General features: G+C 63.6%; 18 protein-coding genes. 10 read left to right on the top strand and 8 right to left on the bottom strand.

The genetic code is table 11. The features are described from left to right. Positions 1-68: 68 nt before the first annotated feature. Both ilvN and P3T40_RS32740 read right to left on the bottom strand, forming a co-directional pair. Positions 69-560: an acetolactate synthase small subunit gene (gene ilvN / locus P3T40_RS32735; RefSeq protein ID WP_074301882.1), complete on the bottom strand. Its 492-nt coding sequence runs from the start codon at positions 558-560 to the stop codon at positions 69-71. A 108-nt stretch (positions 561-668) separates the two neighbouring features. Then, on the bottom strand, positions 669-2,432 hold the full coding sequence (locus P3T40_RS32740) for an acetolactate synthase 3 catalytic subunit (RefSeq protein ID WP_429271862.1): 1,764 nt from the start codon (positions 2,430-2,432) through the stop codon (positions 669-671). Between the two features lie 350 nt (positions 2,433-2,782). Here P3T40_RS32740 and P3T40_RS32745 point away from each other — a divergent pair, with 350 nt between their 5' ends. The 10 genes from P3T40_RS32745 (at position 2,783) to P3T40_RS32790 (ending at position 10,240) form a co-directional block, all read left to right on the top strand. Beyond that, positions 2,783-3,346: an RNA polymerase sigma factor gene (locus P3T40_RS32745; RefSeq protein WP_429271919.1), complete on the top strand. Its 564-nt coding sequence runs from the start codon at positions 2,783-2,785 to the stop codon at positions 3,344-3,346. Beyond that, entirely contained in the window at positions 3,343-3,777 is a 435-nt protein-coding gene (locus P3T40_RS32750; RefSeq protein ID WP_429271863.1) for a DUF3619 family protein, read from the top strand. The genes P3T40_RS32745 and P3T40_RS32750 overlap by 4 nt, the downstream gene beginning before the upstream one ends. 16 nt (positions 3,778-3,793) lie before the next feature. Continuing rightward, positions 3,794-4,540, top strand: a complete 747-nt coding sequence (locus P3T40_RS32755; RefSeq protein ID WP_429271864.1) for a DUF3106 domain-containing protein — start codon at positions 3,794-3,796, stop codon at positions 4,538-4,540. Between the two features lie 51 nt (positions 4,541-4,591). Beyond that, positions 4,592-5,113 carry an RDD family protein gene (locus tag P3T40_RS32760; RefSeq protein ID WP_429271920.1) on the top strand — a complete coding sequence of 174 codons (522 nt, stop codon included), beginning with the start codon at positions 4,592-4,594 and terminating at the stop codon, positions 5,111-5,113. Positions 5,114-5,220: 107 nt separating this feature from the next. Then, a complete protein-coding gene (locus P3T40_RS32765; RefSeq protein WP_429271865.1) occupies positions 5,221-6,168 on the top strand; it encodes a UDP-2,3-diacylglucosamine diphosphatase in 948 nt (315 codons plus the stop codon). Positions 6,169-6,254: 86 nt separating this feature from the next. Next, on the top strand, positions 6,255-7,289 hold the full coding sequence (locus P3T40_RS32770; RefSeq protein ID WP_429271866.1) for a glycosyltransferase family 4 protein: 1,035 nt from the start codon (positions 6,255-6,257) through the stop codon (positions 7,287-7,289). Positions 7,290-7,309: 20 nt separating this feature from the next. Beyond that, the gene (locus tag P3T40_RS32775) at positions 7,310-7,987 is read left to right on the top strand and encodes a diacylglycerol kinase (RefSeq protein WP_429271867.1); all 678 of its coding nucleotides are present in this window, start codon (positions 7,310-7,312) and stop codon (positions 7,985-7,987) included. A gap of 179 nt (positions 7,988-8,166) precedes the next feature. Continuing rightward, positions 8,167-8,892: a TetR/AcrR family transcriptional regulator gene (locus tag P3T40_RS32780; RefSeq protein WP_429271868.1), complete on the top strand. Its 726-nt coding sequence runs from the start codon at positions 8,167-8,169 to the stop codon at positions 8,890-8,892. Between the two features lie 2 nt (positions 8,893-8,894). Beyond that, entirely contained in the window at positions 8,895-9,479 is a 585-nt protein-coding gene (locus P3T40_RS32785; protein WP_429271869.1) for a TIGR00730 family Rossman fold protein, read from the top strand. 14 nt (positions 9,480-9,493) lie between these two features. Further along, a complete protein-coding gene (locus P3T40_RS32790; protein ID WP_429271870.1) occupies positions 9,494-10,240 on the top strand; it encodes an SDR family oxidoreductase in 747 nt (248 codons plus the stop codon). 109 nt (positions 10,241-10,349) lie between these two features. Here the strand turns inward: P3T40_RS32790 and P3T40_RS32795 are convergent, their stop codons facing one another. From P3T40_RS32795 to sugE, 6 genes are all read right to left on the bottom strand, one after another. After that, positions 10,350-10,994: a DUF924 family protein gene (locus tag P3T40_RS32795; RefSeq protein ID WP_429271871.1), complete on the bottom strand. Its 645-nt coding sequence runs from the start codon at positions 10,992-10,994 to the stop codon at positions 10,350-10,352. Beyond that, positions 10,991-11,722 (bottom strand): alanyl-tRNA editing protein, encoded by a 732-nt coding sequence (locus P3T40_RS32800; protein ID WP_429271872.1) that lies wholly within the window; start codon positions 11,720-11,722, stop codon positions 10,991-10,993. The genes P3T40_RS32795 and P3T40_RS32800 overlap by 4 nt, the downstream gene beginning before the upstream one ends. A gap of 178 nt (positions 11,723-11,900) precedes the next feature. Next, positions 11,901-12,311: a group II truncated hemoglobin gene (locus P3T40_RS32805; RefSeq protein ID WP_429271873.1), complete on the bottom strand. Its 411-nt coding sequence runs from the start codon at positions 12,309-12,311 to the stop codon at positions 11,901-11,903. A gap of 129 nt (positions 12,312-12,440) precedes the next feature. Continuing rightward, positions 12,441-15,035 (bottom strand): ABC transporter permease, encoded by a 2,595-nt coding sequence (locus tag P3T40_RS32810; protein ID WP_429271874.1) that lies wholly within the window; start codon positions 15,033-15,035, stop codon positions 12,441-12,443. Further along, positions 15,032-15,643 (bottom strand): DUF4126 domain-containing protein, encoded by a 612-nt coding sequence (locus P3T40_RS32815; protein WP_429271875.1) that lies wholly within the window; start codon positions 15,641-15,643, stop codon positions 15,032-15,034. The genes P3T40_RS32810 and P3T40_RS32815 overlap by 4 nt, the downstream gene beginning before the upstream one ends. A gap of 271 nt (positions 15,644-15,914) precedes the next feature. Beyond that, complete coding sequence (gene sugE / locus P3T40_RS32820; RefSeq protein WP_090688075.1) at positions 15,915-16,235, bottom strand: quaternary ammonium compound efflux SMR transporter SugE; 321 nt, start codon at positions 16,233-16,235, stop codon at positions 15,915-15,917. Positions 16,236-16,262 lie beyond the last annotated feature (27 nt).

The raw sequence follows: 16,262 nt of genomic DNA on the forward strand, positions 1-16,262 counted from the left end.
TTCAAATAGTGCGTGGGTATTGCATGGCCGGGTGGGTGCAGGCACTGCCCGGCCTTCGATCGATGGCGTCAAACCTTCAGAATGCGTTCGCCGCGACCGATCCCCGAGCTGCCCGTGCGGACCGTTTCGAGAATCGCGGTGGCGTCGAGCCCTTCAATGAAGGCATCGAGCTTGTCGCTCGCGCCCGTCAGTTCGATCGTATAGGTCTTTTCGGTGACGTCGATGATGCGGCCGCGGAAGATATCCGACATCCGTTTCATCTCCTCACGCTCCTTGCCGACCGCCCTTACCTTGATCAACATCAGCTCGCGCTCGATATGGGCGCCCTCGGTAAGGTCGACCACTTTCACCACCTCGATCAGGCGATTCAAATGCTTCGTGATCTGTTCGATCACGTCGTCCGAGCCAATGGAAACGATGGTCATGCGCGACAGCGAATGGTCTTCGGTCGGGGCCACCGTCAAGGTTTCAATGTTGTACCCGCGTGCGGAAAAGAGGCCGACCACGCGCGAGAGCGCGCCCGGTTCGTTTTCCAGCAGGACGGAAATAATGTGTCTCATGTTTCGCTTCTTCCAGATGTGTGATGTATGCGAGCCGGTTTGCGCCGCTTCGTCCGCCCTCGCCTTTTGTGGAGGCGTGCAGGACCAAGCCAGCGCTAAAAACCGTCGTTATAGATCTTCCGAACCGAGCAGCATCTCCGTGATGCCCTTGCCGGCCTGAACCATCGGCCAGACGTTTTCGGTCGGATCGGTCTGAAAGTCGAGAAACACCGTGCGATCCTTCAGGCGCAGCGCTTCTTTCAGCGCCGGCTCGACGTCCGCCGTCTTCTCAATCCGCATGCCGACATGGCCATAAGCCTCGGCGAGCTTTACGAAATCCGGCAGCGCATCCATATACGAATGCGAATAGCGCTTGCTGTATTCGATCTGCTGCCACTGGCGCACCATGCCCAGATAGCGGTTGTTCAGCGAAATGATCTTGATCGGCGTTTCGTACTGCTTGCAGGTCGACAGTTCCTGAATGCACATCTGGATCGAGCCTTCGCCCGTGATGCAGAGCACGTCGTCGTCCGGGTGCGCCATCTTCACGCCCATCGCCGCCGGCAGGCCGAAGCCCATCGTGCCGAGGCCACCGGAGTTGATCCAGCGGCGCGGCTTGTTGAAGCGATAGAACTGCGCCGCCCACATCTGGTGCTGGCCGACGTCCGAACACACGAAGGCATTGCCGTCGGTCAGTTCATACGCCTTTTCCACCACGTACTGCGGCTTGATGATGTCGCTCTTGCGGTCGTACTTCAGGCAGTCTTTGGCGCGCCAGGCTTCGATGTCCTTCCACCAGTCGGCGAGCGCCGCGGTGTCGGGGCCATGCTCGGCCGTCTGCAACTGCTCGATCAGCTCTTTCAGCACTTCCTTGACGTCGCCGACGATCGGAATATCGACCTTGACGCGCTTGGAAATGGAAGAAGGATCGATGTCGATATGGATGATCTTGCGCGGCACGGATGAAAAATGCGCCGGGTCGCCGATCACGCGGTCGTCGAAGCGCGCACCGATGGCAATCAGAACATCGCAGTTCTGCATGGCCATGTTGGCTTCGTACGTACCGTGCATGCCGAGCATGCCGAGGAATTTCTTGTCGCTCGCGCGATAGCCGCCCAACCCCATCAGCGTATTCGTGACGGGGTAGCCGAGCAGATCGGCGAACTGGTTCAGCTCACGCGCTGCATCCGCGAGGATGATGCCGCCGCCGGTGTAGATATACGGACGCTTAGCGCCGAGCAGCAAGGACACCGCCTTGCGAATCTGACCGGAGTGGCCCTTCGTCACCGGGTTGTAAGAGCGCAGCGAAACGCTCTTCAACGGCTCGTATTGGCAAGGCATCTTCGACACGTCTTTCGGAATGTCGATCAGCACCGGACCAGGCCGGCCAGTACGGGCAATGAAGAAGGCTTTCTTGACGGTAGCGGCGAGGTCGCGCACGTCCTTCACGAGGAAGTTGTGCTTCACGCAGGGACGCGTGATGCCGACCGTATCGCACTCCTGGAACGCATCCTGGCCGATGGCGGCCGTAGGCACCTGGCCGCTGATCACCACCAGAGGAATCGAATCCATGTAGGCCGTAGCGATGCCGGTCACCGCATTGGTGACGCCGGGGCCGGAGGTCACGAGACACACGCCGACCTTGCCCGTTGAACGCGCATAGGCGTCAGCGGCATGGACTGCGGCTTGTTCGTGGCGCACGAGGATGTGCTGGAACTTGTCCTGCTTGTACAGCTCGTCGTAGATGTAGAGTACCGAGCCGCCGGGATAGCCCCACACAAACTCAACGTCTTCGTCGGCCAATGCGCGCATGAGCACGGTGGCGCCGATTGATTCAGTTTCGCGATGGGAAGTCGTATCCGACGTGGAGAATTCCGCGCTGGGCATATTCATTCATTCACCTTTCGAATTTTCGGCAAAAAATTGATCGGGTGCTCTCTGCCGGGCTTGTGGCTCGGGTTCAAGCGGCGCGTCCACTTTGACAGGTGAGCTTCTTGGGCCACACCTCAAATGAGACAAGTCACTTATGTTGCGAACCGTCGAAGATATCTGCTGACGCTCCGATGGTCAAGAAAATATTTCCGCGCCATCGGTAGCAACCCGCGCAACGGCGAGAAAAGTTGCCATAAGTGTCGATGCGGCTTCGTGTTTTTCCCCAGCGGGGCGAAAGTTTGTTAGCATCCGCCAGTTTTACGACAATTTCGATCGATTACGCGCACGCTCGCTGCGCCGACCCCCAACGGATGGCATCAGACAAGGAACTCGCCGATTTTCTGGCGGGCGTCGAAAGGCGCGCGTTCAAGCAGACGGTCTACGCCGTGCGGGACGACGACGCCTCGCTCGACATCGTGCAAGACGCGATGATCAAGCTCGCCGAAAAATACGGCGACCGTCCAGCGGCCGAACTGCCGCTGCTGTTTCAGCGTATTCTGCAGAATGCAATGCACGACTATTTTCGTCGGCAGAAAGTGCGCAATACTTGGGTTAGCCTGTTCTCCTCGCTCGGCAACTCCGAGGACGACGAATTCGACCCGCTGGAGACATTCGAAGCACAAGAAGGCTCGGTCGGTGCCGAGAGCAGCGAGCAGAAGCTGGAGCGGGAACAAGTCTTACAGTTGATTGACGACGAGATCCAAAAATTACCGGCACGTCAACGGGAGGCGTTTCTCATGCGTTATTGGGAAGATATGGATGTCGCCGAGACTGCTGCTGCGATGGGTTGCTCCGAAGGCAGTGTGAAGACACACTGCTCGCGGGCCACTCATACGCTGGCACACGCGCTCAAGGCCAAAGGAATCACGCTATGAGCTCCTCTCTCGATACGAAAGAACTCGAATTCGCGAGGCAAGTCCGCCGCGCGCTCGACGAAAACGCCGCCAGCATTTCTCCTGCCACGGTCGATCGGCTCGCCGCGGCACGCCGCGCCGCGCTCGCCCGCAAAAAGCCCGAGACGGTGGCTGCGTCCGTGTTCGTGCCGGCCTTTGCCGGCGCCGCTGGAGCGCCGTCAGGCATGCCGCAAGCCGAAGCCCCGCACCGCCGCCGCTCGCCGCTGCGCCGCTTTGCGCTCGCCTGGCCGTTGGCAGCGCTGGTGATCAGCCTGGTGGCGATCGCCTACTGGGAAGACCAGCAACGCACCGCTGAGCTCGCCGATATTGATGCCGCGATGCTGAGCGACGATCTGCCGCTCACCGCCTATCTCGATCACGGCTTCAACGCGTATCTTTCGCGCGCGCACTGAGCGGGAGGCTCTTCGGGTGAGTTACAAGCGCGGCCTCGCCGTTGTTTTCGGATGCGCAATCGCGGCCCTCGTGTCGTTTGCCGCAACGTATCCGCGCTTCTACCCGAGCGCCCCATCGGTCGCGGCCCCCGCTAACGGCGCGCCCGCCAAGCCCGCCGCGCCGGCGCTCAACGTCGAACTGCCGGGGCTGCCGAGCACCAGTCCCCTCTCCTGGTCGCACCTCACGGACGCCGAGCACATCGCGCTCGCGCCGTTTGCGAGCGTGTGGGATACCTTCAGCGACGAACGTAAGCGAAAATGGATCAAGATCGCGTCACGTTATTCGAAGTTGACGCCTGAACAGCAAAAAGGCCTGCACGATCGCATGGCCGAATGGGTCCACCTGACCCCGGAACAGCGTCGCGTTGCCCGTGAGAACTATCAGGTCTCGAAGGAACTGCCGCGCGAAGCGCGCCAGAAGGCCTGGAAGGCCTATCAGCAACTACCGGAAGAGCAGAAGGAGCGGCTCGCCGCGAGCGAACGCAAGCGGCGACCCACGGTTGTCAGCGCGCCGCCGTCCGGCAGAACTGAGCTAAAAGACATCGAACGTCTCGTCAACGGACGCGAACGTGCGTCAAGCGGCGTCGTCGCCACGGCGAGTGCGTCGGGTACTGGCGCGGCGCTGCCGGTTGCACCGGGCATTCCCGCCTCCGGCAACATGATGCCTGCCACGCCGACTCCCGCCTCGCCGCAAGCAGCGCCGTCGATCTACAACGGCTCCTGAGCACGGCGCGCCCGGCCCACCTTCCCCATGAACGTGCCTACCGCGCCCAACGTGCCCAATCCGCTTACCCCGCCGCAACCATCCGCTACCGCCCTCCCCGCGACGCCGTCAATCCGGCGCCGCCTGGCGACCATGCTCTATGAGGGCGTGATCCTGTTCGGTGTGGTGTTCCTCGCCGGCTACCTGTTCAGCACGCTGACGCAGCAGCGCAGCGGTCTGACGCACCACAATATTCTGGCCGCCTGGATCGGCTTCGTGGTCGGCCTGTATTTCGTGTGGTTTTGGACCCACAGCGGCCAGACCCTGCCGATGAAAACCTGGCGGCTGCGAGTCGTCGCAACAGACGGCTCGCCGCTCTCCGCGCCGCGGGCCATCGCGCGCTATGTGCTCGCGTGGCTGTGGTTTCTGCCACCGCTAGCGCTGCATCCGCTGCTTGGGCTCTCGGTGCCGCACACGCTCGTGCTTGCCGCCGTCTGGTTCGTGCTGTGGGCCGCCACGAGCCGCTTCGACGCCAACCGTCAGTTTCTGCATGACCGGCTTGCCGGGACACGGGTGGTAGCAGTAGCGGCCTGAGGATCGCGGTCCAAATGGAGCCCGCGTAATAAGAACTTCTTGTGACTGTCACGGCACAGTCATGTGCGGATGGCGCAATACGCTCACTGCAACTCGACGCGTGAGCCATGGACCCCAACACGTCCGCGACTTCCTTGTTCCGCCAGACTGGCCCGAGCGTCGACCCCGTCGCTTTCCGGCCGGACTCCGCTCCCTTCGGCAACGGTCTGCCGCTGCCACTGCCACCGCTCTCCTCTGATACCCAACCCGGCGGCCGTCCTGATGACGACCATGAGGAGCCGCATCGCTACCGCACGATCTGGCTGTCCGATATCCATCTGGGTTCGAGCGGCTGCCAGGCGCCGTATCTGCTCGACTTCCTGCGCCACAACGACTCGGAGTATCTCTACCTGGTCGGCGACATCATCGACGGCTGGCAGTTGAAGAAAGGCTGGTACTGGCCGCAGGCGCACAACGACGTGGTGCAGAAGATCCTGCGCAAGGCTCGCAAAGGCACCCAGGTCGTCTACATCCCCGGCAATCACGACGAAGCGGCGCGCCAGTTCTGCGATCTCGCCTTCGGCGACATCCACGTGCGCGGCGAAGCCTTCCACACTACGCTCGCCGGCAAGCGCCTGTGGATCGTGCACGGCGACCTGTTCGACGGCGTGATCCAGCACGCCAAATGGCTCGCCTACCTCGGCGACAGCCTCTACACGCTGATCCTCGTGCTGAACCGCTGGTTCAACCGGATCCGCAGCCGTCTCGGCTTCCAGTACTGGTCGCTGTCGCAGTACCTCAAGCATCAGGTGAAGAACGCGGTGAATTTCATCTCCTCGTTCGAACGCGTGATGACCGACGAAGCGCGCCGCCGCGGTTGCGACGGCGTGGTCTGCGGCCACATCCACAAAGCAGAGATTCGCGATATCGACGGCGTGCTGTATTGCAACGACGGCGACTGGGTCGAAAGCCTGTCGGCGCTCGTCGAAACCTTTGAAGGTGAACTCAAGGTGATCTACTGGACCGTGATGCGCTCGCCTGAAGTCAGCGCGCAAAAGGCCCGGGCGACTGCCTGATGACCATGCTCGCTGGTCACGTATTCCCGCGTCATCCCTTTTAACTTCCCGCGTCATCCCTTTTAACTTCTATTGGGCCAAAACCGATGAAGATCATGATCGTCACCGATGCATGGGAGCCGCAGGTCAACGGCGTGGTCCGCACGCTGAAGAACACGACCCGCGAGCTGACCGCACTTGGCCACCGTGTCGACCTGTTGACGCCGCTCGAATTCAAGACGATTCCGTGCCCGACCTACCCCGAAATCCGGCTGTCGCTGTTTCCGAAGCGCAAGCTGCACGGGCGCATCGACACGTTCGCGCCGGACGCGCTGCATATCGCCACCGAAGGGCCGCTCGGCATGGCCGCGCGCGCCTACGCGATCAAGCACAAGCTGCCGTTCACCACCGCCTATCACACGCGCTTTCCCGAATATGTGCAGGCGCGCTTCGGCATTCCGCTCGCCGCTACCTACAAGTTCCTGCACTGGTTTCACAAGGCCTCGCTCGCCGTGATGGCGCCGACGCCGGTCGTCAAGACTGACCTCGAAAAATTCGGCTTCACGAATGTGGTGTTGTGGACGCGTGGCGTCGACCTTGATATCTTCCACCAGATGGATTCCAAGGTCCTCAACACGGCGCGGCCAATCTTCCTCTACGTCGGACGCGTGGCGGTGGAGAAGAACGTCGAGGCGTTTCTGAAGCTGGATCTGCCCGGTTCGAAGTGGGTCGCCGGCGAAGGCCCGGCGCTTGCCGAGCTGAAGTCGCGCTATCCGCAGGTGAACTATCTGGGCGTGCTGACCCAGGCCGAACTGGCCAAGGTGTACGCCGCTGCTGACGTATTCGTATTCCCGAGCCGCACCGACACGTTTGGCCTCGTGCTGCTCGAGGCGCTTGCCTGCGGCACGCCGGTCGCGGCGTATCCGGTCACCGGCCCGATCGACGTGCTGGGCGACGGCGGCGCGGGCGCCATGCACGAAGACCTGCGCGAAGCCTGCCTCGAAGCGCTGAAAATCGACCGCAACCACGCTCGCGCGTGGGCTGAGCGCTTCTCGTGGACCGCCGCGTCTGAGCAGTTCGCCGCGCATCTGAAGCCGCTGCCACGGCCCTCTTCCTTTAGCGAGGAGAGCGCGGCCGCGTGACGCGCCGCGCCAATCCGCCCATGCGAGCGAGAACCTCCAGCGTCCGGCGTGCACCGCGCGGCACGCTGCATTCAGTGGAGACGGACGCCAGCAGCATCGAGCCGTTCGACGATATGCACGAAGCCGGTGGGCCGCCGCCGGCGGACGGCATGCCCGATGCGCGGGCGAACGGCGCGGCGCGGCAACCGCAGGCCGTACCGTCTTCCCGCCACAGCGCGTCCGCTGGCGCGCCGGCGAATTCATCCGCCGACGCCCACGAGCCGCTCGGCCCCGACGATCCCTTGGCGCCGCTGCCGTTCAATCCCTACAAGGGCAATCGCGGCATCACGCGCGCCTGGCATGCGCTGAAAAATTCGCTGGCGGGCTTTCAGGTCGCCATTCGCGAAGAAAGCGCATTTCGCCAGGAGTTGACGCTCGCGGCAATTCTCGTGCCCTGCGGCGTGATCGTTCCAGTCGATCCGGTGAGCCGGGTGCTGCTGCTCGGTTCCGTGCTGCTGGTGCTGATCGTCGAACTGTTGAATTCGAGCGTGGAAGCGGCGATCGACCGGATCTCGCTCGAGCGCCATGAGTTGTCGCGCCGCGCCAAGGACCTCGGCAGCGCCGCGGTGATGGTGGCGTTGGGCATGTGTCTGATGACGTGGGTGCTGATCGTCGGCCCGCTTGTGGTGCATTGGGTCAGAGGCTGGCTGCAGCTATAGCCGTCTGGCGACGTACTTGCACCCCGCTATGGCGTGAAAACCCTGACTTCGGCCTTGGTATGAGAACGGTCGGTTTATAATCGTCCGATAGTCTCTCAAAAATACCAACCGCCAGGGTGGATCACGCAGCAGCGGCACGCCGCCGCGCGGCCAGCCCGGCGTTACCTGGGCCGGACGACATGGAAGCCAAACCTCCCCGCCGCACCCGCGAACGGATTCTCGAACTGTCGTTGAAACTTTTCAACGAAATCGGCGAGCCGAACGTCACGACAACGACGATCGCCGAGGAAATGGAAATCAGTCCGGGCAACCTGTACTACCACTTCCGCAACAAAGACGACATCATCAACAGCATCTTCAGCCAGTTCGAGCAGGAGATCGAAAAGCGTCTGCGTTTTCCGGACGATCATCGCGCCACGATCGACGAAATGTGGTCCTACCTGCAGTACATGGTCGATTTCACGTGGCGCTACCGTTTCCTGTATCGCGACCTGAACGATCTGCTGGCGCGCAACCGCACGCTGGAGACGCACTTCAAGCAGATCATCAGCCACAAGGTGCGCTTTGCCAGCCAGTTCTGCGACCAGCTCGTCGCGGACGGCGAAATGGTGGCGACGCCTGACGAACTGCATGTGATTGCCACTAACGTGGGCGTGATCGGTACCTACTGGCTGTCGTACCAGTTCGTGATGAATCCGCGCAAGTACAACGAACAGGAAGCGATCCGCACGGAACTGCATCAGGTCAGCGTACAGATCGTCTCGCTGATGGCGCCGTATCTGCGCGGCCGCTCGCGGGAACTGTTCGACGACCTGATCTCCGGCAAGCTGCCCAAGCGCGAGTTCTACGACTACCTGCCGCCCAAGGAAGGCGCTGCGCCACGCAACGAAACGAAGGACGCCTGAACATGAAGTCGGTGTGTGTGTACTGCGGCTCGTCCTACGGAGCCAAACCGGTCTACGCCGAAGCCGCCCGCGGCTTCGGGCGGGCGCTGGTCGACGCCGGCATTGCACTCGTCTACGGCGGCGGCAAGGTCGGCCTGATGGGCGTGATCGCCGACGCGGTGATGGAGGCCGGCGGCCGTGCCATCGGCGTGATTCCCGAGTTGCTCGTCAACAAGGAAGTCGGCCATAACGGTCTGACCGAATTGCACGTGGTGCCCGACATGCATCAGCGCAAGAAGATGATGGCGGACCTCTCGGACGCGTTCGTTGCCATGCCAGGCGGTGCGGGCACCTTCGAGGAGCTATTCGAGGTCTATACGTGGGCGCAGCTCGGCTATCACCAGAAACCGGTGGCGCTGCTCAACATCGACGGCTACTACGATCCGCTGATCGCGATGCTGGCCCATACGGTTGAGGAAGGCTTCATGCGCCAGACCTACTTCGACATCCTGCAAGTGGATGCCGATCCGGCGGCGCTGATCGCGCGGCTCCAGGCTTACCACCCGCCGCAGCAAGACAAGTGGGCCGATAACCGCGAAGCGGTTTGATCGACGAGGCAGCCATGACGAAAGTCGTTCTGATTACGGGCGCGAGCCGCGGCATTGGCCGCGCGACGGCGCGTTTGCTGGGTGCACGCGGCTGGTCGGTCGGCGTGAACTACGCGCACAACGAAGCCGCCGCGCAGAAAACCGCCGCCGAAGTCGGCCGCGCCGGCGGCCATGCCCGCGTGATCCCGGGCGACGTCTCGCAGGAAGCCGACGTGATCGCCATGTTCGATGCCGTGACGCATGCCTTCGGCCGGATCGACGCGCTGGTGAACAACGCCGGCATCGTCGCACCTTCGATGCAACTCGCCGACATGGATGTGGCGCGTTTGCAGCGCATATTCGATGTCAACGTGCTGGGCGCCTATCTGTGCGCCCGCGAAGCCGCCCGCCGGATGTCGAAAGACCGCGGCGGCGAAGGCGGTGTGATCGTCAATGTTTCGTCGGCGGCCTCGCGCCTCGGCTCGCCCAACGAGTATGTCGACTATGCCGGCTCGAAGGGCGCCGTCGACTCGCTGACCATCGGTCTCGCCAAGGAACTCGGCCCGCAGGGCGTGCGCGTGAATGCGGTGCGGCCCGGCCTGATCGACACTGAGATCCACGCGAGCGGCGGCCGTCCGGACCGCGCCGCTGTGCTCGGCACGCAGACGCCGCTGGGCCGTCCCGGCAGCGCGGATGAAGTCGCCGAGACCATTGTCTGGCTGCTGAGCGATGGCGCGTCGTATGTGACCGGTGCGCTGCTTGATGTGAGCGGCGGGCGCTGATGCCCTTCGCCTCACCCGACCGACGGTCTGGCGCTACGCCGACACGTAAGCAGCGGGAGCGGTACGGCTCTCTGCTTTTGCCACCGGCGCGCTAAGGCGCCACGCGCAATCAGAACGACGAGCCCGGCTCGCGCAGGAACGCTACCTCTTCTTCCGTGGACGCTCGCCCGAGCAGTGCGTTGCGATGCGGAAACCGCCCAAACCGCTCGATAACCTCCGCATGCCGAAGCGCCGAGCGGTAATAACTCGCGGCCCCCGGCTGCCCTTGAAACGGTTCGAAAAGCCGCAGTGATTCGCGCTGGCTATCGAACGATTCGTCATGCTCGAACGGCATATACGCGAACGCTCGATGAAACAGGCCTGGCAAGCGCAGATCGGAACCGTTTGCCACCATTTGCCTGGCAATCCTCAGCGCATGATCGTCGGTCGCGAACGCATGCGCCGTGCCGCGATGTATGTTGCGCGAAAATTGATCGAGCAGGAGCACCAGCGCCAACGCACCCAGCGGCGTGTGCGCCCAGGCATCCAGCGCGCCCTGCCCTGCGGCTTCGAGTAACCCGCCGAAGCGCTCGCGCAACATGGCGTCGAACGCCGCATCGCGCGCAAACCAGAGTTTTCTGTCCTTCCCGAATGTCGCGGAACCCGGTGCGCCGAACCAGCAGTCGAGCATCGCTCGCGCATGCTCGTCGAGCGCGGCGTAATCCGCGTCCGCGTCATAGGCCGAAAAACCGGACGACCCAGACGACCCGTTCATGCGAACTCGAGCACCAGCCGGCGCGTGCGCGCACTCTTTTTCTCGAGCTTGGCCACGCGTACCGCGCCAATCTCGCGCGTGTTGCGCACGTGCGTGCCACCGCATGGCTGCAAATCGATGCCTTCGATACGTAACAGACGCACGCGGCCGAGCCCCATCGGCGGCTTCACGCTCATCGTGCGCACCAGTTCGGGACGCTCGGCCATCTGTTCGTCGGTGATCCATTCCGTGACGACGCCGTGCGCGCCGCCGACCAGTTCCGCGAGCCGCGCGTCGACCTGCTCGCGCTCAATTGGCTCGACAGTTGCGAAATCGAGGCGCGCGTAGTCGCTGGTGATGCTGCAACCGTCGACCGCATAAGGCAGCACGGCGCACATCAGGTGGCTCGCCGTGTGCAGGCGCATATGGCGGTAGCGGCGCGCCCAGTCGATCTCCGCCGTGACGCGTGTGCCGGGCGCAAGACGCGCCAACAGCGCTTCCTGCCCGGCTGCAGGCAGGTGCACCGCATCGTCGGGGGTCGCGCCTTCGAATTTGGCCTTGCGGGTATCCGCAATCTCGATACGGGTGCCATCGGGCAGGCTCAGCGCGCCGGCATCGCCCGCCTGGCCGCCGCCGAGCGGATAGAACACGGTCTGGTCGAGATGGACGCCCTGCTCGTCGATTGCGGTAATCGTGGCTTCGCAGTGCGTCAGATAAGCGTCGTCGCGGAACAGTGCGCGCGTGGTCATCGTTGGGGCTCCTATCCAGTCCTGCTGTAGAGAGTCATTATGCCGACGCGCACCGCTGTCAGGAAGCTGGCCGAGCGGCCAATCGGACAGCCCGTAGGCGTCACTGTATTGGCCGGGCCGCCGGGCCAATTGACTCGCCGAGCGGGACCACCACAAGCAGCACCGCCGCGCCCCGCCATCAACCCGGTCGGTTGACCATCCAGTCAGCCGTCTCGAAGAACGAATGCAGCAGGCGTTCACGCAGCGGCTCGGACAGCCCGACGTCTTCCATCGCCCACGCCATGCAGCGCAGCCACTGATCGCGCTCACTCGAAGCAATCGTAAACGGCAGATGACGGGCACGCAGGCGCGGATGCCCAAAGCGGCTGATGTAGTGATCCGGGCCGCCCAGCCAGCCGCACAGGAACCAGAAGAACTTGTCGCGCGAGCCTTCGAGGGTCGGCGGGTGCAATGCGCGGATGCCCGCGAATTCGGGCTCGAGGTCCATCAGGTCATAAAAACGGTCGATGAGTTCGCGCACGCGCGCCTCGCCGCCCACCAGTTCGAACGCCGTCGGTTGGGCGGGCGCTTCATCGTTTGGATCGGTCATACGGTCAACTGCAATCTGCAAAAGGAATCGAAGGGACGAACGCCCGGGTATCTTGTCGCCAGGCACAGTGCCGGCAGGTCTCGTTCACGCCGCGGGGAGCTATCCGCAAGTGCAACGCCCGCCTACCGCTCAGGCATCGCGCAGCGATTGCAGCGCGGGCCGCGAAAGCACATGGCGCAGGCTTATCCAGCCACCCACACCCGCGCAGGCGATGCCTGCCACGATGCCGGCGGGCAGCAGCCAAGGGTCGAAGTTCAGGTAGAAGAAAAACACGCGCGTAGCGAGCTGCCAGCCCACCACCTGAGCCCCGATCGCTGCCATCAGCCCCGCGAGCGCGCCGACTGCAACGAACTCCGCCACCTGCACCGCACGCACCTGCTGGTGCGACGCGCCGAGCGCGCGCAGCAGCGCGGATTCTCGCATACGCTCGTCACGCGTGCCGGCAAGCGCCGCATACAGCACCAGCACGCCCGCCGCGAGTGTGAAGGCAAACAGGAACTGCACCGCGCCGATCACCTGCTCCAGCATGCGTTGCATCTGCGCGAGAATCGGGCCGACATCGATCACCGTCAGGTTCGGATAGGCGGCAATCAGGCCGTCGATCGTCGCGCTTTTCTCGGGCGGCAAATGGAAACTCGTAATGAAGCTCGCCGGGAAGTCCTGCAGCGCGGCAGGCGGCATCAGCACAAAAAAGTTGACCTTGAACGAACCCCAGTCGAGCTTGCGCACGCTCGTCACCGGTGCATCGATCTGCAAACCGGTCACGTCGAAACGCAGCGTGTCGCCGGTCTTCACGTGGATCGTTTTCGCAAGCCCCTGTTCGATGGAAATCTGCGGCTGCTTGGTATCGCCGTACCAGTCGCCCGCGACGACCCGGTTGTCGTCGGGCAGGCTCGTCGTGTAGGACAGGTTGAATTCGCGGTCGACGAGACGCTTGGCTTCGTCGCTCTTGTACTGGTCCGGGTTGACCGGCTTGCCGTTGATCGCGATCAGACGCCCGCGCACCATCGGTTCAAGCACAGCGTCGGGCACGCCGTGGGTCGTGAGGTACTGCGTGACACCCGCGCGTTGCTCGGGTTGGATGTCGATAATGAACTGGTTCGGCGCGTCCGGCGGCGTCGATTTACGCCAGCCGTCCACCAGGTCGTTGCGCGTCATCGCGATCAGCAACAGACACATCAAGCCGATTCCAAGCGCCGTGATCTGCAACGCGCTGGTGCTGCTGCGCCGCTCGAGCGAAGCCAGCGCGTAGCGCCAGCCGATACCCACATTGAAGCGCTCGCTGCGCACGATGCGCGCGGCGCCCCATAGCGCGAACCGGGCGATCACAGCAAACACCAACAAACCGGCAGCAAAACCACCGGCGACGATGCCGCCCAACTTCACCTCACCCGCCGCTACAACCAGCAGCGCGGCGAACAGCACAATCCCCAGGGCATAAGCGGCCCAGGCCGTACGCGCTTCCTCGCCCCACTCGCGGCGTAGCACGCGCACCGGCGGCACCCGGGTCAGCGGCAACAGCGGCGGCAATGCAAAGCCGAGCAAGAGCACGAGACCCGCGGCAATCCCTTCGAGCGCGGGCCATGCGGTGGGATACGGCAGCACCACATCGATCAGGCTGCCGAGCCAACTCAGCAACGCCAGATGTCCGGCATAGCCGAGCAGCACGCCGACCGCCCCGCCGATCAGGCCCAGCCCAAGAAACTCCAGCAGGAACAACGAACGAAGCGTGCGCTGGCTGACGCCGAGACAGCGCATCGCCGCGCAACCGTCGAGATGGCGGCGCATGTAGCGGTGCGCGGCCATCGCAATGGCGACCGCCGCCAGCATCGCCGTCAGCAGCGACACGAGGGTCAGAAAATGACCCGCGCGATCGAGCGTCTCGCGTACCTGCGGCTGACCGTCCTTCAGCGACTCGAGGGCGACGCCGCGCATCTTGCCGTCGTCGACACGAGCGTGGGCAAACGCCGCGAACTTCTCGACCGGCGCGCGCCCGCCGGCCACCAGCAGCCGGTACGTCACGCGGCTGCCGAACACGATCAGGCCGGTGGACGCGACTTCATCGTCGCGCAGCATCAGACGGGGCGAGAAATTGACGAAGCCGAAGCCACGGTCCAGTTCGCGCGTGATGATCGCGCCAATCTTGAAGGTGCGGCTGCCGACTCTCACCGTATCGCCGACACGCACTTTCAGCGCGTCGAGCAGCGCCTGGTCGACCCAGACCGTACCAGGCGCGGGAATCCCCTGCGCCGGATGATCCGGCGCGCCTGGCGCCGTCGCGATGCGTAGCGCGCCACGCAGCGGATACAACGCCGACACCGCCTTGAGCGCCGCGAGCCGCGACACGGGCTGATCAGTCGTCGAACTGATCATGCTGGGAAAAATGGCTGTGCTCGCCATCTGCAGGCCAAGCGCCTTGGCCTCGTTGCTAAATTGGGGATCGACGGGATGATCGGCCCGCACGATGAAGTCGGCGCCAATCATGCGCCGCGCATCGCGTTCGAGCCCTTGATGCAGACGGTCGGCCAGAAAACCGACGCTCGACAGCGCGGCCACGGCCAGCACCAGCGCGAGCAGCAGCATCGTCAACTCGCCCGCACGCCAGTCGCGCGCCGCCATCCGCACCGACTGGCGCAACAGATCGGCCCCGCTAAAACGACGCCCCGGTGCAACGCGCGCGGCTGGCACGGCCGGCGCCGACGAAACCCCTGCCGAATCGCTCAATCGTGCCGACTCCTCGCGAAACGCGACACCATATGCGTCGCCATGCCGCGAAAACCGCCCTGCACGCCGCGCCACAGACGGGGTAAGGCCCATGCCGCCAGCATCAGAAAACCTATCATCAGCAGCAGGAACAGTACCGGCACGAACAGCGCCAGTAACAGTCCGCCGAACACCAGTCCATCCTCGGCGATCGACGTCACGACATTCGACACCGGCTCAGGGGAGAGATTGATCAGCGCGCGTGTGCCCGCTTTCGCCAGATGCGCGGTACCGGCCAATGTGCCGCCGGCCAGCGCCGCTACGGTCAGGAAGGCCGGATCGGCGTGGCCGAGCGCGCCAGCAGCAAGTACAGCGCCGGCCGGGATACGGATAAAGGTGTGGATGGCATCCCAGAGCGAGTCGAATGCGGGGATCTTGTCGGCCAGAAACTCGGTGACCGTGAGGACCGCCGCCACGCCGATCACCCATGGCGAAGCCAGCGCGGACAAGGTGTCGGGCAGGTGGACGAGGCCGAAACGCGCGAACACGCCGGCTAACAGTACCGTGAGATAGAGGCGCAAGCCACTGCCCCAGGACAGGCCCGCTGCAAGCGAAAGTGGTTCAAGCATGGCCGCCTCCAGGCGCGCTGCGCGTGCCGGGCGGTTTGTGCTGCAGCAGATGCCCACCGCAGCAAAGCCGCCAGACCCGCGCCAAGCCGGACGCGGGACAAGTTCAAATTGAGATCGACTTCATTATAGCCACGTTAATTCGCAGACCGCAGAGCGGAGTGCAATTTGAGGCTCTAAAAGGAGCCGCACCGTTGCGGTGCAGTTGGCTGCGCAGGCGGCCTTCAATTGCGCTGCAAGCCCTGCAGACAACGGATTCCGCCCTATCGCGCGGTCAATGGCCGGAAGACAGTTTGAGCCCGATCAGGCCGACCACGATCAGTGCCGCGCTCGCCACCCGTGCCACCGTCAGTGCCTCACCCATTATGACGATGCCAAAAATAAACGCGCCCACGGCGCCGATCCCGGTCCACACGGCATACGCGGTGCCGAGCGGCAACTGGCGCATCGCCATGGCGAGCAGCACAAAGCTGCCGAGCGCCGTCACCACCGTGAACACGGACGGCCACAGCCGGGTAAAGCCTTCGGAGGTCTTGAGACCGGCCGCCCACGCGACTTCGAGCAAACCGGCAATCAGCAGAAGAATCCAGGACATGAGACGACTCCATTGTTGAGATGGGGC

The organism is Paraburkholderia sp. EB58, assembly GCF_050436665.1.
GTDB lineage: Bacteria > Pseudomonadota > Gammaproteobacteria > Burkholderiales > Burkholderiaceae > Paraburkholderia.